This is a genomic window from Bacillus sp. JJ1521 (genome assembly GCF_036965165.1).
In the GTDB taxonomy this organism is placed as follows: domain Bacteria; phylum Bacillota; class Bacilli; order Bacillales; family Bacillaceae_L; genus Ferdinandcohnia.
In genome coordinates this window covers 1-18,214 of the sequence record NZ_JBALOX010000160.1, presented here as the reverse complement: position 1 = coordinate 18,214, position 18,214 = coordinate 1, and the positions used below count along the sequence as shown (strand labels likewise).

The window sequence follows — 18,214 nt, the reverse complement described above, 5'->3', positions numbered from 1 at the left end:
TCTTACACTGGATTTATGGAAGAGGCTGAAGAAGAAAGAAGAGCTATGATTGAGGATTTACGTCAAGATTTAGATGATTTTGCGAGAGAATCAGCTGGGTTATCTTCACTTTTTTCCGATGACACTTACATTGAAAGAATTAGTGAAAGCAATGAAGTGGAGGATCTCATAAATATCATTGAATCATCACTATCTTCTCTTAGTGCTAATATTGAAGATGTTTTGCAGGAGTACGACCAATTTGTTGATGATATGAACGCAAAACCTGTAGAAGACTTGATTTTGCAGATTCAGACTTACAATGCACATTCACCCTTTTTGCAAATTAGTTATGAAAATAGCTACACAGAAGAAGAAGTAAGAGACTCTGTTATAGAATTTGTGAATGATTATTTGTGCCCAGTAGAAGATTTAGAATCCTCTCGGGATAGTATTAAATATAAGGATTACTTCGAATTTAATGAGTTACTTTCTTTCAATGATTTTGACGGCAATACTGTTAAACTTTCGGTAGTGGGTCAACTTGATCCTAGGAATGATGACACAGATTCAATTTGGATACAACTTCACAAGAATGAAAATAGGATTTCATATGGTGAAATAGAACTCTATTACGGCTATATGAATTTTGATGAAGATGGTGGTGCTTCTGACGGTTCAACCGAGACAATTGATTATCGACTTGAAAAAGTAATTAATGACCTTAAGGAAATTGTTCAGGAAAACAGAGAATTAATTAATGAGATAAGTGATGACCTTATGAAAATAAGAGCTATTCTGGCTATCTAGCCGTGAAACAAAAAGGTGCTTTAGTTAAACAAGATTAATTAATAAATACACAAAAAACACCGAAATTAAGGTGTTTTTTGTGTGTGAGTTAACTTGCTAGTTTCCCGCCTATCTTTGGTTTTGAACTTGAAAACAGAACCTGTTAGTGTCATATTCTAGATTTATGCTCTTAATTCCTTGTAAGCCTCTTTCGCACCTTTCTCAAAGGAATATTTCAAATCATAAAGGCGTTCTTATATATTTACTAAAGACAAATTCCACTTACAATATAGAGAAATTTGGCTTTTTATAGCTGAATTTCCTTTCTATTGTAAGTATGGGTTTTGTATAAAAATTGAATTTCAACCTAAAAAAGTCGAATCCTTAAAGTATAGGAATCAACTCTTTAATTTTATTTCTTCAAGTAAAGCACTGTTAGATTAGATGATTTACCGTTCAAATTCCTTAATTTTTGCATTCGGACTTAACACTTTTTCTGGTTTAAACTCCGATAATGGCTCCTCATTCTTAACCTTGTTAACCCAATCATGGTTAGCGAGGGCTCCTTTACCTAAGGTAATTACATCTGCTTCTCCATTCTCAACCATCTCTTTTGCTATAGAAGGATTCTCTAAATGTCCATTTGCTATCACAGGAATTTTTCCATATTTTTTAGCGAGAGCCGCTAGCGATAGTCCGTTTGAATCAAACGCAGGCTTCCATGCTTCATATTCCGTAACATGGATGAAGTCAAGACCCGCTCGTCCTAATTGACCAAAGATGATTTCAGCATCTTTTTCTTTTCCTGCCCATTTGTGTGAGTAATCATTTACCTTTCCTTGCGAAATTCGAATACCAATTGTAAAATCATCCCCTACTGCTTCCCTAATAGCCTTGGACACTTCTACCGATAAACGAACCCTGTTTTCCGTCGAACCACCGTATTCATCCGTGCGTTGGTTTGTATATTCAGTAAGGAAATGATCAAGTAAGTATCCATTAGCTCCATGAATTTCAATTCCATTAAATCCAGCTAATTTGGCACGTTTAGCAGCTTGAACGAAGCCTGTGATTACTTCAGTAATTTCATCATTTGTCGCCTCTCTAGGCATTGGATATGGACCTGTTCCTTCATATGCTTCACTTTTTTCCCCAATTGGCTGAACGGCAGAAGGGGCGATTGATTCTTTCCCAAACGGATTCCCATGAACAAGTGCTCCAGCGTGCATAATTTGTGCGAATATTTTCGCACCTTCTTGATGAACAGAGTCTACTACTTTCTTCCACGCTTCAGTTTGTTTATCATTTACAATACCCGGCTGAAAAATATAACCTGGACTATATTTTTCATCAATATAAATACCTTCAGTAATAATAAATCCAAATCCCCCACGAGCAAATGATGTATAATATGATACCATCTGATCAGTTGCCAATCCTTCAGATGTTGCACTAATGCGGGTCATTGGTGCTACCCCTACACGATTCTCCAATGATGTATTCCCTAAAGTGACCCTATCAAATAGTGATTTTTTGTCTGTCATTGTCAAAACTCCTTCTATTATTCATTGCTAATATTCAATTTCCCTACAAAAACGGTTTAATGAAAGGGCTTATCTGTTCATATAAGACTATCTTTTTTTAACGGAAAAGCTAATGGTTGAATAGGGGACCCAGTTGCACCAACTAAAGGCATATTCGTTCCAATTATTCCTACTTCATATAGTTTAGCTTTTGATAGTTCTTCCAACCACATTACTTCAATTAATGGAACTCCAACTTCAGTAAAGCAGAATGAATGTACAGGGTGCCAATTATCAGGTTCTGGCGAAGGAAGTTGTTCTACAGAAATGTTATCAGCCCCGATAATAATTGCGCCTTTACTTACAATAAATTCTGCAGCCTCAATATTAATACCTGGTGTACTATTCAAGTATTTATCCCGGTCTGGCCACACTGTCATTCTACCGGTTCTAATCATTACGATATCACCTGGTTTAATATCTGTACCTTGTTGGTCAAGTGCTTCTTGAATATCCGCTTTGCCAATACCATATGATTCTGGTAGCATATCTACCCCTTTTGATGCAGCAACGTCAATCATGACTCCCCGTGATATAATCGGAGGGAAATTTTCAGGGCCACATACTGCCCAATGTCTACTACCAAGATGTTCTTTCTCTTTAAAACCATTCCAAATTTCACCTTTGTAGCCGAAATGATTGAATGTATCCATATGAGTTCCACAATGGGTATACATTGAAATCGCGTCCCCAGAGTAACTGACTAATTCATTTACTTTATTATCTAACCCCATTGGATTGTCAACAAGAGTTCCACTTGGCGTGTGCGTCATCCAAATTTGATATGGTGGATCACCTGCAGCTAACCACGATGGCATCCCCATAAAATAGTCAACTGATAGATTGTATACTTTTGTAGGATCAATTGAATTCATAACTTTTTCAATTGATTCACCGGTTATCATATTTAGTCTTCCAATTTGATCATCCGGTCCCCAAGGACTGTTTTTAGGCTTATATTGTCTAGTTTGATGAAATTCACACATAATAATCCTCCTAAGAAAATGAATATAATATTTTACAAAGAATGCTATTAGTTAAATTGTTATATCATAATAGAAGATTCTTACATTATTAGTTTTTTTGTAATGATAAATTATATATAAAAGTATCCGGTACCAATTAAATTGGCACCGAACCTTTTCGGATTCCCTCTTGTGAATCAATCATGAAATTACTTATACAATTTGCTGTGGGATTGAATATAAATCGGATTCAAATGCTTCTCGTATCATTTCATAATCTTTGGTTATTCCAAGTAGTGTAATTAATTTAATACGAGCCTTTTGACCAATCAAATCACCACCGAAAATGATTCCAAGTCCTTTCAAATGACTAGCACTTGCTTCATGTCCATATGCATCGAGTACCAAACCCTGTCCGCATCTTGATGTAAGAACTACTGGTATACCAAGTTTGATAGCCTTTTCAATACCTGGTATAACAGCTGGTGGAACATGCCCACGACCAAATCCTTCAATTACAATCCCATCGACTTTTTGTTTAACACAGTGTTCAATAAGATGTGGACGTGTATCTACAGCCATTTTCACTAATACAACATCTGCATTTGATTTTGTAACAGCATAATGTTCTCGAATAAGTGGCGCTCGATAAAAAATAACTTTATGTTTATCAACCACTCCAAGTGGTCCACCATTTGGTGCCTGGAAAGTTGCAACATCCGAAGTATGTGTCTTTGTAACTTCTCTTGCAGGTAAGATAAGGTCATTACCTAAAAGCATAACACCTTTGTTGTATGCATGTTCATCAGCTGCTACACGGCATGCATTTAAAATATTTAACGTACCATCATAACTTGCCTCGGAAGCATTTCTCATTGCTCCAACCAATACAACAGGATTATTTACTCCAAGTACAAGATCTAGTAAATATGCAGTTTCTTCTAAGGTATCTGTCCCTTGAATGACCACTACACCATCAGCTTCTTGAGTATTAATTATTTCTTTAATTCGATTCGCAACACCGAATATCAAATCTATTGTTAAATGGCTACTAGGTATATTACAAAAAGGTTCAATGCTAATTTCCGCAACATCTTTTAGACCTGGAACACAAGCAACAAGATTTTCACCACTTAATGCTGGTGAGGCCTTCCCATGTTCGTCTTCTTTCATAGCAATTGTTCCACCAAGTGTAATAACTTTTAACTTTTTCAATTATATCAGTCCTTTTACACTAATGCTTCTTTTTCGAACGGAACATGACTAAGAAGTTCATATCCATCTTCAGTGACAACCACTGTATCTTCCAGACGAGCTGCAGCTCCATTTGGACTTGCTACATATGTTTCTAGTGCTAATACCATATTCTTTTTGATTTCCATTGGATGGTCCGTTGAAAATCCTCTTGAAATCCAGAAACCTTCGTAGAATCCCATTCCTACACTGTGCCCCACTTGGATTAAATCCGTTGACTTATAATCATCGGCAGCACATTGAGGGAAGTGCATTGCTACATCTGCCGTAGACGCTCCTGGTTTTACTGCATTGATAGCACTGTATGTTGATTCATAACACTGTTTGTAGACTTCTTTCTGCTCTGGTGTGAATTCCGCTTCTACTGGCCAGCAACGAGTAACATCAATTCCATACCCCTGATAGCTTGCCACTCCAACATCCACTATTACCATATCACCCTGTTGAATAATTTTATCACTCCAATAACGATGAAGAGGATTTGTATTCGAACCCGATGCTACAATGACTCCCCATGAATTCATGCCATTTGAAATATAGTAATCTAGTACCTTTCCAACAACTTCCCTTTCCGTAACACCAGGTTTAATCCATTTATGTTTCATATTATAGAATGCTGCCTGCGTAATTGCACTTGAAATTTTAATAGCCTCAATTTCTTCCGGTAGTTTTATTAAACGTATTTCAGTTAATGCATTTCCTCCACCGACAACATTAACTCCCGCATCTTTAAAAGACTGGTATGTTCCAAAATCCATAGTATCTACACCAATTTGGTAAGAGGAATCTATACCGTTCTCTTTTAAAGTTTCTTTAATTTGTTCAATATATCTATTTACCTGAGAATCATAGGCTGCACCTGTATATTTAAATGTAATTGCAGGTTTGATACGTTCAGGTTTAATCCATGGACAATACATTTTTATAATTTCTGTATCTGGGCCGATAGTTTCAAAGAGAACAGGATCCTTATCTTGAAAAATCAATGCATATCTGGTTCCATTTGAGGCTTTCCAAACATTATCTGATGTTCCTGTTGCATATTGAATACTTTCTCCTGCTGTAAGTAGAAGTGCAGATAAATCATGTTTTTTCATTGTCTGTTTTACTCTTTCTAGACGTGCTTCACGTAGATAATTCCAGTCAATCCCTTGCTGGTTTGCAAAATTTTCTCTTCCGAGTACACGTTGTCCTTGATAATGATGTGGTTTCTGATTCCATGACTTCTGATAACCTTTAATATTTTGTTCAATCCCCATTAATTTCCTCTCCTTAATCTTATAAATTTGCTGTTTAAGATAGCAGTTTTTAAAATTTTATACGGTAGACATATCACTGTATCTCTCGCATTAACATTAGCGTCGCTTTTAAACGACTTCACATATATCAATAGCATTAATTTCCAATCAGAAACTAATTTTTTCATATTAAACTGCATGTATAGCTCAATTTTTGAAGAATAGACAAGCTACAAAACTGTTTTGTTTTCTAATTTACCATGTAATAAACCTTTGCGCAGTTGCCGTACCAATTCCGGATCCAGCACCGGTTATTATTGCTATCTTTCCATCTAATTTCAAACCTTTTGCTCCTAATTTTTTATTTAAAAATCAAAAGAATTTTTGCCAATTTACCAAGAAGTGTAGCCACCATCAGCCATCATCAATGATCCTGTTACATAAGATGCTTCATCTGAAGCAAGGAAAGCAACACAAGAGGCAATCTCTTCAGCACGTCCCAGTCTTCCCATAGGCACCAGTTTACATAGATTTTCATATAGGTTTTCTCCACCCTTTTTCGCGGCTTGCCTTTCTATATGTGGAGTATCAATTGGACCTGGGCAAATTGCATTGACGCGAATATTCTTTTTGGCATAATCAATCGCCAAAGTCTTAGTCAAGGTTGCTACCCCTCCTTTAGATGCGGAATATACAGAAAAGTTTGGGTTACCCACAATAGAAAGTTGTGAAGCGGTATTAATTATACTTCCTCCTCCCTGTTTTTCCATTTGTGGTACCACATACTTTGCACACAAATAGACACTTGTTAAATTTATCCGCATTACTCGTTCCCAATCAGCAGGATCTATATCTGTAACCAAACCAGGGAATTCTATCCCGGCGTTACTAAACAAAATATCTATACGGTTAAATAGGGAGAGTGTTTGGCTCACCATATTTTGGACCTGCTCAGGCTCAGATACATCAGTTTGAATTGCAATTGCTACTTGCTTGTTAAATTGTGCATTCCAATTTGATTCAAGTTGTTTAATAGAATCTTCATTGATATCAGCAAGGACCACTTTTGCCCCTTCATGAATAAACTTTTCTGCAGTTGCCATTCCAATTCCGGATCCAGCACCGGTTATTATCGCTATCTTTCCATCTAGTTTCAATGCAATTCCCCCTTAAAAATTTATTGCTATAAAGCATAATTAGAAAGCAAATCCTTAAAAGAGCTTGAATCTTACCTCATTTTGATTCAGTTAATTTGTTATCTAAATTTTGACTAAACACGAAATCGGTTTCAGTTGCAAGATGTGATACCGTCATATAGCCAACCTTCTTGCCAGCAAATTTAAATAAAATAATCAACAGAGAGTAAGTAAAGACTGAAAGTATGATGCCCCAAATTGCTGCAGGTAAAATACTTGGACTATATATAAATGGTACAATAATTCCCATAATATATGCAGTAATAGCTGGTATATTATAATCTGGAATCTTATCTAATAATTTAACATCATATTTCCCTTTGGATAGGATATAAAAGTCTAAAATAACTGGGCCTAAAACAGGTGGAACAAATGCAGCTAACAAACCAATAAATGACCCAACGTAGTTAAACACACCTACTGCTCCTGCTACTCCTCCAACTACCCCTATAATAACGACCGATACTTTTCTTGGAAGTTTAAATACATTTGATAATGCAACTTGTGTAAAATAAAGGTTATTATTTGCAGTGGTCCATATAGCAATAGTCATACCTAACCCAACAAATAGCCACATTAAAGAACCAACTGCCCCTACAAACCCAACAGGGTTATAGTTATCAAAAGCCAATAACCCTAAGATTCCGACTATTTGAAGAAATGGTTGTGTTATTATAAAGGCGATAGCAACAAACAGAAAAACAGACAAAGTATTTTTTGAGAACCTAGTAAAATCACCAGCAAACATTGCTCCTACTATCCATGCCCCGATAATAATATCAATTCTATCAGCAAAACTTACTGGTTGTATAAGTGCTAGATCACTTGCAGCAGTTTCTACTCCAGTCATACCACCTAATTTTGTATACCCTTGTACGATGGCAATAACACCAACAACAACAATGAAGAAAACCGCAGGCCAGCTTATGATTTCCAACCACTTGATCCCCCCTAACAGGGTAGCAAGGACTAAAATACCAGCTATTATACCAATAACTATATAGAGAGGTGTTATCTCAGAGCCAACCCAAGTATCTGGGACCATTCCTGTAAGGGAGGCTTGCCATCCTAGCCCAACAGCAATTACAAGTATGCATGGAACAATCATACCAGTTTTTCCATAAACCAATTTAAATATTAACGGAGTACTACAACCAGTTTTATAAGCAACGTATGAGATTGAAAAGCTTATCGCAAACAATGCAAAATTTCCTATAATAATAGACCACAAAACTTCACTTAGATTAGTTGTGGGTGCAATACCCGCTCCCGCTATCATTCCTGTTAGAGCAAATGCCCAGCCAACTGAAACCGCCACTAAAGAAGCGGTCGCTCTTCTCTGATTCGGCATTACAGGTGATAAAATAGAGTCTGCAGAATTATTTTCCTCTTCCACATTTAATGTCAACCATTTTTTTAATTTCCTCATCACTTTACCCCTTTTCTTTTAATAATTGAATCGAATCACTCTTAATTTCTCTCTCTTCCTTAGATTTTAGCTGTTAAGTAATAAGTAATGTCTTGATAGAAATTTTCATAATATTAAAGGTTGAATACTCTTATTTTGTTTTCAGTAGATAAAATTAATTTTTTTGAATAGAAAGCTTTACGAGCTTTCTATTCTTTCTCCATTTCAACAAATACCTCTTTAGCCGTTCTGAAACTATCAATCGCTGCAGGAACGCCACAGTAAATCGCTGTTTGTAAAAATACTTCTTTGATGTCATCCTTTGTCAAGCCATTGTTGATAGCACCTCTTACATGAAGCTTTAGCTCATGCGGACGGTTTAAAGCTGTAATCATCGCAAGATTAATAATACTTCTTGTTTTTCTATCAAGGCCCTCTCTTCCCCACACTTCTCCCCAACAGTATTGAGTCACTAATTCCTGCATAGGCATATTGAAATCATCCGCATTTTGAATGGATGAATCCACATATTCAGCCCCTAATACACTTCTTCTGATTTCTAATCCTTTATTAAACAACTCTTTATTCATGATTATTTCTCCTTATCTTTTATATTTTTTTGCAATTTATATTTTTTATCTAAGCAATTTTAGTTCCTATTCCAAATCACAAGCTTCATTTCAGTCATTTCTTCAATGGCGTATTTCAGTCCTTCACGGCCAGTACCACTTTCCTTTACTCCCCCATACGGCATATGATCTACACGGAATGATGGGATATCGTTGATTAGTACGCCACCAACATGCAATTTATCAACAGATTCAAGCGCTACATCAACATCCTTAGTATAGATGCCTGCCTGTAGGCCAAATCGTGAATCATTGACAAAATCAATCGCGTCAGCCACTGATGAAACCTTATTAATTAACACAATTGGTGCAAAGACTTCCTGGCAAGAAACCTTCATTTGCGGATTTGCCTCTAAAATAACAGTTGGGCGAAGAATATTTCCTTCAGATTCGCCACCAGCCGCTACGATAGCGCCTTCACTTTTGGATTCTTCAATCCAACTCAATGCTCTTTCGACATCATTTTTCGAAATTAAAGCAGAGATGTCGGTCTCTCGATCTAAAGGATCACCAATTTTCAAATTGTTGCTAGCTTCAACAAACTTAGTAACAAATTCTTCGTAAAGGCCTTCATGCACATAAATTCTTTGTAGGGAAATACAGACTTGCCCTTGATTTGAATACGCTCCAGTGATACAGCGAGAAACAATTTTATCAATATCCGTCCCTTGATCGATGATAACCGCAGCATTTGACCCAAGCTCTAAAGTGACTTTTTTTAATCCAGCCTTATTACGGATGCCGATGCCCACGCTAGGACTTCCCGTAAAGGTGATCATGCTTATTCGTTCATCCGTGACAAGCTTATCTCCAATCACACTTCCTCTTCCAGTAACCACATTTAGCACACCAGGTGGTAATCCTGCTTCCTGAGTCAGTTCAGCAAGGAATAGAGAAGAAAGAGGGGTTTGCGTGGCTGGCTTAAGAACAATCGTATTTCCTGCCGCAATTGCTGGACCCACTTTATGTACTACTAGATTTAGAGGAAAGTTAAATGGCGTAATGGCGCCAATAATCCCTATCGGCTCACGTACAGTATAGGCAACTCTTCTTTCCCCCCCAGGAGCTGCATCCAAAGGGATGGTTTCCCCATAGATTCTTTTTGCTTCCTCAGCCGCAAACTTAAAAGTCTGGATAGTTCGAGCTACCTCCGTCTTTGCTTGTTCAATTGGCTTTGATGCTTCAAGTGAAATAATTTTCGCTGATTCTTCGAATTTCTCTTCAAGTAGTTTTGATAACTTTTCTAGAATCGTAGCCCGCTCGTGTGCAGGTGTATTTGCCCACTCCACTTTTGCGCGGTTTGCTGCTTCAATGGCCGCGTCTACGGCTTCTTGTGATGCAATCGGAATCTGAGCAATCAGTTCCTCTGAAAAGGGAGAAAACAAAGGAGTATATTCTTTAGTGTCTAGCCACTCCCCATTAATAAACAATTGTTTTTTCACAAAATAACCTCCTTATTTTGCAAGGTTTCATTAGAGAGCATCTCTAAGAATTTTATAATCTCAGTATGATCCTGGTCTGCTCCTCCTGTTAGATAGGCGGCTTCATATACCTCTACCAAAGTAGAACCTAATAGCATAGGCATATGAGAATCGCTTGCCATTGCTTTAGCCATTTTGATGTCCTTTAATAAAAGATGCATCGAAAAGTTAGATTCGAATTTTCTTGGTAATACAAAGTTTGGAAACTTCATTTTGGTCGAATAGCTTTGACCAGTACTTTCATTAATTGTTTCTAACGCAACTGCAGGCTCTATTCCTAGCTTTTTAGCTAAAATCATCGCTTCAGTAGTGGCATACATAGAACAAGCAGACAAATAATTGTTTATTGCTTTTAATGCATGGCCGGCCCCAGTATCCCCGATTAATTTAACTTGACTTCCAATACATTTCAATATAGGTTCTATTTCCAAAAAATCCCGATTATTGGCCCCTACCATTATTGTTAACTTTCCACTTTTAGCTCCTCCTACTCCTCCTGAGACTGGAGCATCAATCAAGCGAACCTCACGTTCCTTTAAAAGCGTTTTCAATTTCTTTGTTTCAAATGGGTAAGAACTACTCATATCGATAATAATGGAATTTCTCTCCAATGAATCTTGCAAACCTTTTTTACCTGTAATTACTTCATTTACAATAGTGGAGTTGGGAAGCATTAAAATGACAATATCACTTGTCTCTCCAACCTCTTGAATCGAACTTGCAATCTTCACATTTCTTTTTTGAAATGATTGAAGAGCTTGGGCATTAGCGTCATAAATCGTTAAATCAGTTCCATGATCTAACAATCTACTAACCATCCAGTGACCCATGGCACCTACTCCTATAAATCCTACCTTCTTCACACCTATCACCCCTAATTGATATTACCTATGATCTGCTAAATATGGTGTATGATTGTATCACATAGCGATACAATGTATCATACTATGAATTCATTTTATAATAGACAGATTTTTATGTCAATGTTAATTTTCAAAAAAATAAGTCTGTTTCAAAAATTGAAACAGACTTAAACTTTATAAAGTAGCACCAAGAATAGTCGATATTTCTGTTGCTGCATTTCGAATATCAATCGATGCTTTTTCTATGACGAATTCTGTCACTCTTGGAGTTGGTGCAGTAAGTATAATGCTACCGATGGGCTCATTAGCAGAATTGAAAATAGGTGAACCAATTCCTGTCGATCCTTCTAGTCTTTCACTTATTGTAGAAACAACTCTTTGTTTTCTTATCCAATTTAATTCTTCCATGATTTTCTGTGTTTCTTCTTTAGTAAATCCTTCTTCTTGTATAATCTCATTGATTAAGTCCTCTTCCAAAAAAGCTAATATTGTTTTTCCACTACTGCCATATGGAATAGGTTGTAACTCTCCAATTGGGACATTATATTGTAAAGGCTTTGGGCCATTCACTTTATCTGCCCAAAATATTTTTTTCTGATCTTTCTTAAGCAATAACAAACAAATGGTTTCTTCATATTTTTCTGATAGTTCTTTCAAAAAAGGTTTCACAATACTTTGCAAACTAGTATTATTCGCTATTTTTGATCCAATTCTGATTAATTCTGTACCTATTAAATACCTGTTATTTTCTGTATTAAATTCGAGAATACCGTTATCCTTTAATTGTAGTAAGATACGATGTGTGGTTGGAACGGTATAGTTTAAATAAGCAGCTAACTCTCGAACCCCCCAACTCTCTTTTTCATCTACAAATGATTGTATTATCTTTAACGATTTATCTAATAAGTTGTCTTTCGAATTTTGGGACATTTTAACACTCTCCTTGGAAGGTAACTCAACTGTATTGTAACTATGGAAAACAAATTATATCGCACATATACGAGTCATAGATGTTACCTGAACTGGATTATTTAATGTAATATTACCATTTTAACACATCAAAATGTTTTAAATTTTGCAATAGATAAACCGGGGCAAGCCCGTATTTGCCTCTATAAAATGAAAATACCACAGCGGCAATGACTGTGGTAGACCTAAAATTTTATTTTTCAGAAAATCGATTCCCATATAAGAATCGACTTTCCTATTGAATCTTTTTAAATAGAAGATCTTTCAAGAGCAAGTTAAATGGTGGCAAAAGGAGAAAAAAGACGGATGAACCAAGAGAGTATGGGGCCGTAGATGAACTACCTCCCGGAAAACAAATACAGATAGAATGGGGTTAACAGTTCAAAAAACTAAACAGAAGAAGGATGTTAAACTATACTTCATTACTTTTGTTTTAGCACATTCTCGACAAAAATACATAGTTTGGCAAAATCATCCATGTACTACTGCTGATACCATTCGATGCCATGAAGATGCATTTTAATATTACGATGGAATGGCTGAAGAAATTGTTTATGACCATGGTAATTTGATTGCAGTAAGTGAGAATGCAGGAGATATTATCCTAACAACTTGTTTTCTTCTTCTTCATTTTACTGTTCCCTTTATGATAAGGTATACCTCACTTATAGCGATACGTATACCTTAGAACTGCAACTCCCGAGATCAATAACTTTTACCAATTTATTTTATTGTTTTTTAAAATTACATAAATAATAAAATAGGTCCCAACCTATATTAAGGAGGGTAATTATTTCCACCAAAAGATATAACATCATTCCTTTCCGTGATATTAAAGCATAAAGTTTCCGAAAATAAAATAAAGCATAAGCTTTCCAAATGGAAAACTTATGCTTTACGTCACAATTTCTGTGACTTGAACCATAATCTTGCCAACCTTTGAAGCAAATCGTTGCCAATCATTGATATAAATGCATTTTGTATCTTATTTTATTATACTAGTTGTTGTTAGAGATGCTGTTTAGTCCTTCAAAATTCATCCGCACTATTATTTTTAAATACTTATGGCAACCTTTTAATTCAAAAATAAACTTCCGGCAAAATTTTAGTTCAAAGCATTTTTGTCAGAAGTTTATATTTCATTATTATTTATACCCCAACATTTTCAACTCTTTTTTCCAGACTTCTCTAAATTCAGGTTTAAGTATACAAAGTGGATTCGTTAACTTTTTTCTAATATTTTTATCCCCAGGGTAAATCCCCTTTTCATGCAATTCTAGAACCACAGCTTTAATTTCGCTTTTAGTATTTTCAATTCTATTCCTTGTCAACTCTTCCCTATAACATGAATATCTATACACAAGTTTATTTGAGAGTTCCGGATAATGCTTCTTTGCATCATTCATTAATATACTGAAATCCTCCGAGAACTTCGTGAAGCTGATTGGAGGTTCCGTTTCTAATGCTGTCAATAATGCATGCTTTATTGTTTTAGTTCGTTGAATCTTCATTTCTAACTTTTGTTTTACATACTTCGCATTAATTTCTTCACATAAACTGGGAAAATATTTCTTTGCCGTTCGAGCTCCAAACCCTTTTTCTTCAGAAAGTTTAAATAACCCCATTTTATATTTGTTTATTATTGCATTAATTAATTCATCTTCTATCTGCTTTATTGTTAATCTGGTTCTTTTCTTCTTTGCAATATTGCAATTTAATTTTACAGTTGAATCTTCACAAAATAAATCATAGAATGATAGATTCATTTTACTGCAAATTTTAAACATTGATTCAACAGAGGGACTTCTCTTATTATTTATCCACCCTTGTAAAGTGTTTTTATTAAGATCTAAGATCTTAGCTAATTGCGGCACACTACTAATCTTGTTTTCTTCCATAATTCTTTTTAGAACAAGACCTATTTTTATTTTTGTTGGAAAGCTCTTTAATTTTGAAGTGTTTGCAATTAATGATTTGAAAGAATCTAGTAAAAACTGTTGATATTTTGTTGGATCACTATAATTGTTACTGATGCAACCTAGCCAATTAAAGCAATATTGACAATGGCCAACAATCATATTAGTGTGTAAAAACTGCAAACTCTTCCCACATTTGGGACATTTATTTTCTAACTTAACATGATGTTTATCACAAACCTCAATATCTTTAACACACCAAATAAGTGGTTCATAAATATCTGTATCTTTATTTTTGAACTCTTCTAAACAAATTGGGCACCATTTTCTATAGTCATCAATCACCCTCGTAGTTGAAAATAAACCAGACCATAGAATCATCGTTAAATATATTAAATCTTTTCTCGTTGTTAGCTCTTCTAAAGCATAAACATAGTCAAAACTTACTGGACTATTACCATTTATATCTTTTATATTAGCACCTAAACTTCTATCCATAAAAGATCTCTGCAAGTGAAATGTTTTGACAAATGGGATGAAGGTTTTACTTACTAGAGTTGTTATGTTCAGGTTATGACATTCTGCTAATCTAGAGATGTAACTGGTTAAACTCTCCACATAGGGAGTACCCAAACCAATTGGTTCGAGATTATATAAGGTACTCCTCGGTGGTATGTTTAATGTTTCTATATTGAAATAATCAATTGTAATGCCTTCCATAAATATCACTCTCTATTTATTATTAGTCTCTAATTTATTTGCTATCTGGGTAGGATATCATAAATCAGTCCCTGTTTTATCTCGCTTAGGCTTTCTCTCTCCAGGACGACTATTACCAGTCCTTTTGTTTTCTTCTTTTTCCTCTACCTCATCTAACTTTAACCAACTATCAAGTGTATTTTCCTTTTCCTCCCTTTTTTCCGTTAGAGCATTTTCTCCACTAGTAATTTCTAATGCCATCGTATAAGCTTGATCAATTGTTGGTTCAAATTTCTTAAAATCGCTCAAGACAAGTGTTTTTACTTCTTCATTTTGCCTCATTTTAGATTTATAGGTCGCATCCAACCAATCCTTAAGAGTACCTACACATCCAATCGTGTGTTTATAGAAATACTTCCATTCACTTAATAGATCGGGTTCTTCATGTAAGGGATAAGCTTTTTGAAAATACCAAAGGACATATTTGAAAGCCTTAATTTCATCCTGTTTTTGAGAGTTATATCTTGAAAAATGAACTTCTGTAGTTCTTCTTCCTAATTGTCCGTTTATATTTCTAAAGCTAAATAATTCATAAGTTCCAAAAAGTATTATTGGAACCCCAAATATTGATGCTAATGATTTTATAGCATCCATATGATTTCTCAATCCTTTTGAACTTCCTACTTTTGTCATATGTTGAGCTTCATCAATTAAGATAACTTTTACTTTTCGACGTTTAATTGCATTTTCTAACGCTTTACGAAGTTTTCTCTTTTTCTTTTCGTTTGGATTATTTGGAACATCTACCCCAAGTTCATTTAAAGTTAATCTTTTTTCATCAATTAAAATATCTTTAAGTTCTTCTAATGCATCCGAATAAAAGTTAATCCAATCGAACTTACCATCTTCATTAGCAAATGCTTCTACGGCTAAAACTGGAATCAAGCCTTTATCATTTTTCATTTCATCGTGGTATCTTCTTAAATAATCGTTTTTTACTTTTTTAAATAACGTAGATTTACCAACACCACTTGGACCATACACCAATAAGACTTTACCTTTGCCACTTATAGTATCAACTTTTTCCATTAAATCCTCATAAGACTCAAATAACTTTGGATGGGCCATAGTCCTATTTTCAAAATGTTCGATTCTTTCCTCAATAGGTTGGAATAATATTTCTTTTGGAAAACCAATATCCATTAGAAAAACTCCCCATACTTTTTAAATTCAGAAAAATCTTCGATGTCATTCATTACTGCTACTTTATTCTGATGAGTAACTATCTTTTCAATATATTTATCCTTATTTTTCTTGGTTACATTTCCTGAATCATTACTTTGCTTGTCTTTACTACTTTTGCCCCCATCAATTACCCTCAATGACTTTCGACGTGCTTCATCTTTTAGCCTTTGAGCCTCTAAAAGTTCATGGGCTTCAGCACTTGCCAAGAATTTTGCTAATTCAGAAGCTGAAACTCCATTATATTTTTCTTTATTGGTTTCTTTCTTTCTCTTTTTTATTTCGGCAGTAGCAAGTTTAATTTCTTTCTCAGATCTACCTTCAAACTCCAACTCATACTGTGAATATAATGTTGCCCAATAATTCCCAACGTAGGCATATGCTTTACTATAATCAAATGGATCATATCTCACAGGGATTTGTTTACCTTCAACAGCAGGGTTACTCAACTCATATGAATTGTAATAGCAGTTATTTATCTTAACTCCTTGCCCTGGCTGAACTTTTGCTGTTCCTTTTGTTGTTGTTGGCAGGGTTAGCATCTCAAAGTTATTATCATATCTAATGTAGGTTTGTTTTCTTTCACCAGTTTTTCTTATATTTTGTTGGTAGGCATCGCGTGGACTTTGATTTAGAGTGCTGTGAGTCTGTTGATCATAGACCTCATAAAACCATTGATATAAATATTCATATAATACTTCTAAAGTCCAGATAGCTAAATTACGTGGGTCAAAATCTTTCGTCATTTGACGAACTAATTTAGATAATTGTGTGTTACCAGCTAAATTGTTAATAAACATGGTATTAGTCGTGCCAAACATTCTCTCACAAACAGCTCCAAACTTCGGCTTAGCACCCGGCCGTGTTTTTTTATGACAATCATTGCTTGCTAACAAAGTATCAAAATAAGTACTTTGGAAGTCCTTTCCTCCATCTACTACAAGGGTCTTTGGTAGTCGGGAGTACTTCTTTACGCATTCCCTAATCGTATTCATGCAGGTCCTATATGATGGAGGATCAAAGGTTAAATAAAATGCTAATACTCTTCTTGAGTAAGCATCTATTAATAAAGTTAACCATGGTCTCCCTAATTTTTTCTGAGTCTTAGAACATATAAGTTGAATGTCAAGTTCAGTATGGTCTATATGTGCAATTTCAAAAGGTCTAGTACCATGTCTAGGTGTCGTAAGGGATAATTCCCAATAAAATGGCTCTTTATCATATGCAGCTTTAGGTCCCCGTCGTTTTTCATCTTGCTCATAGCTAGAACGCTTCTCAATTGCCTTAAAGAATGTTTTGTTGCTTGGAGGATCAAACCCTTTTTTAATACATTCGTTTCTAAACGAAATGTAAACCGAAGATTTATGCCGTTGTTTTTTATCCTCATATACTTCAGTTACATATTCATTCATTAATTTAATTACTTCGACACTTAAGCGGTCTGTTTTATTTCCCTTTCTATGGTTTTTCGGAATAAACGCATAAAAGCCTCTTCCGTATTCTATTTCGGCTTTCTTGAATGTTTGTTTCCAATGTCTTAAAGTCCTTGGTGATACATCCACAGACTCTCCACTCATATGAAGTTTGTACTTTCTGTACTTCTCATTAGCTTCGGCCAAAGCCTCTGGACTTGCTCTTCTAATAATATCTATTAAATCTGACTCTTCATATCTTGTTGAATTCTTATTATCAAATGATTTAATACTACCCATCTTGATTAATTCTTGGAATGCGTTTAACGGTAATGGAATAATTTTTTCAGTTTCATCTAAAAGAGAGATTTCTGTTTCTCCGATATTTATCACTGTCCATAGATTTCCATTCCAAAGAATCTTTTTACCAACTTCCACATTTACCACGTTATCTATATATCCATTTCCCTTGTCGCTTTTTGATTCTTCAGCATTCAAAATAGCATTGGCAGTCTCTTTATTAAAATATAAAGGAAATCTGTCGAAATTTATGATGAGAAAACGCTCGAGATCTACATAAATTTCCCCAAG

14 protein-coding genes and 1 pseudogene are annotated in these 18,214 nt (G+C 35.1%); 2 read left to right on the top strand and 13 right to left on the bottom strand.

All coding sequences use genetic code 11. The annotated features are described in order from the left end of the window. The coding region (locus tag V7147_RS19710; protein ID WP_335369521.1) for a hypothetical protein at positions 1 to 789 on the top strand (789 nt) is incomplete at its 5' end. Between the two features lie 428 nt (positions 790 to 1,217). Here the strand turns inward: V7147_RS19710 and V7147_RS19705 are convergent. The 10 genes from V7147_RS19705 to V7147_RS19660 form a co-directional block, all read right to left on the bottom strand. Continuing rightward, positions 1,218 to 2,312, bottom strand: a complete 1,095-nt coding sequence (locus V7147_RS19705; protein ID WP_335369520.1) for an NADH:flavin oxidoreductase — start codon at positions 2,310 to 2,312, stop codon at positions 1,218 to 1,220. 77 nt (positions 2,313 to 2,389) lie between these two features. Beyond that, the gene (locus V7147_RS19700; RefSeq protein ID WP_335369519.1) at positions 2,390 to 3,337 is read right to left on the bottom strand and encodes a cyclase family protein; all 948 of its coding nucleotides are present in this window, start codon (positions 3,335 to 3,337) and stop codon (positions 2,390 to 2,392) included. Positions 3,338 to 3,529: 192 nt separating this feature from the next. After that, on the bottom strand, positions 3,530 to 4,531 hold the full coding sequence (locus V7147_RS19695) for an asparaginase (RefSeq protein WP_335369518.1): 1,002 nt from the start codon (positions 4,529 to 4,531) through the stop codon (positions 3,530 to 3,532). A 14-nt stretch (positions 4,532 to 4,545) separates the two neighbouring features. Next, positions 4,546 to 5,829 carry a M24 family metallopeptidase gene (locus tag V7147_RS19690; protein WP_335369517.1) on the bottom strand — a complete coding sequence of 428 codons (1,284 nt, stop codon included), beginning with the start codon at positions 5,827 to 5,829 and terminating at the stop codon, positions 4,546 to 4,548. Between the two features lie 371 nt (positions 5,830 to 6,200). Beyond that, the gene (locus V7147_RS19685; RefSeq protein ID WP_335369516.1) at positions 6,201 to 6,965 is read right to left on the bottom strand and encodes an SDR family NAD(P)-dependent oxidoreductase; all 765 of its coding nucleotides are present in this window, start codon (positions 6,963 to 6,965) and stop codon (positions 6,201 to 6,203) included. Between the two features lie 76 nt (positions 6,966 to 7,041). Then, complete coding sequence (locus tag V7147_RS19680) at positions 7,042 to 8,433, bottom strand: purine-cytosine permease family protein (RefSeq protein WP_335369515.1); 1,392 nt, start codon at positions 8,431 to 8,433, stop codon at positions 7,042 to 7,044. A 188-nt stretch (positions 8,434 to 8,621) separates the two neighbouring features. Continuing rightward, positions 8,622 to 9,002, bottom strand: coding sequence for a 4-carboxymuconolactone decarboxylase (gene pcaC, locus V7147_RS19675; RefSeq protein ID WP_335369514.1), 381 nt, complete (start codon positions 9,000 to 9,002; stop codon positions 8,622 to 8,624). Between the two features lie 59 nt (positions 9,003 to 9,061). Continuing rightward, entirely contained in the window at positions 9,062 to 10,483 is a 1,422-nt protein-coding gene (locus V7147_RS19670; protein ID WP_335369513.1) for an aldehyde dehydrogenase family protein, read from the bottom strand. Further along, positions 10,480 to 11,385 (bottom strand): NAD(P)-dependent oxidoreductase, encoded by a 906-nt coding sequence (locus V7147_RS19665; RefSeq protein WP_335369512.1) that lies wholly within the window; start codon positions 11,383 to 11,385, stop codon positions 10,480 to 10,482. The genes V7147_RS19670 and V7147_RS19665 overlap by 4 nt, the downstream gene beginning before the upstream one ends. A 174-nt stretch (positions 11,386 to 11,559) precedes the next feature. Further along, a complete protein-coding gene (locus V7147_RS19660) occupies positions 11,560 to 12,315 on the bottom strand; it encodes an IclR family transcriptional regulator (protein WP_335369511.1) in 756 nt (251 codons plus the stop codon). Positions 12,316 to 12,668: 353 nt separating this feature from the next. On the opposite strand from V7147_RS19660, the pseudogene V7147_RS19655 reads away from it, so the two are divergent. Continuing rightward, positions 12,669 to 12,973: pseudogene (locus V7147_RS19655) on the top strand (IS21 family transposase); the annotation flags it as partial. Positions 12,974 to 13,499: 526 nt separating this feature from the next. On the opposite strand, the gene V7147_RS19650 reads toward V7147_RS19655, so the two are convergent. The 3 genes from V7147_RS19650 to V7147_RS19640 form a co-directional block, all read right to left on the bottom strand. After that, the gene (locus V7147_RS19650; RefSeq protein WP_335369510.1) at positions 13,500 to 14,990 is read right to left on the bottom strand and encodes a helix-turn-helix domain-containing protein; all 1,491 of its coding nucleotides are present in this window, start codon (positions 14,988 to 14,990) and stop codon (positions 13,500 to 13,502) included. A 57-nt stretch (positions 14,991 to 15,047) separates the two neighbouring features. Further along, entirely contained in the window at positions 15,048 to 16,172 is a 1,125-nt protein-coding gene (locus V7147_RS19645) for a TniB family NTP-binding protein (RefSeq protein ID WP_335369509.1), read from the bottom strand. Further along, positions 16,172 to 18,214 (bottom strand): Mu transposase C-terminal domain-containing protein (locus V7147_RS19640; RefSeq protein WP_335369508.1); only part of this gene is annotated, 2,043 nt, incomplete at its 5' end. The genes V7147_RS19645 and V7147_RS19640, both read right to left, overlap by 1 nt.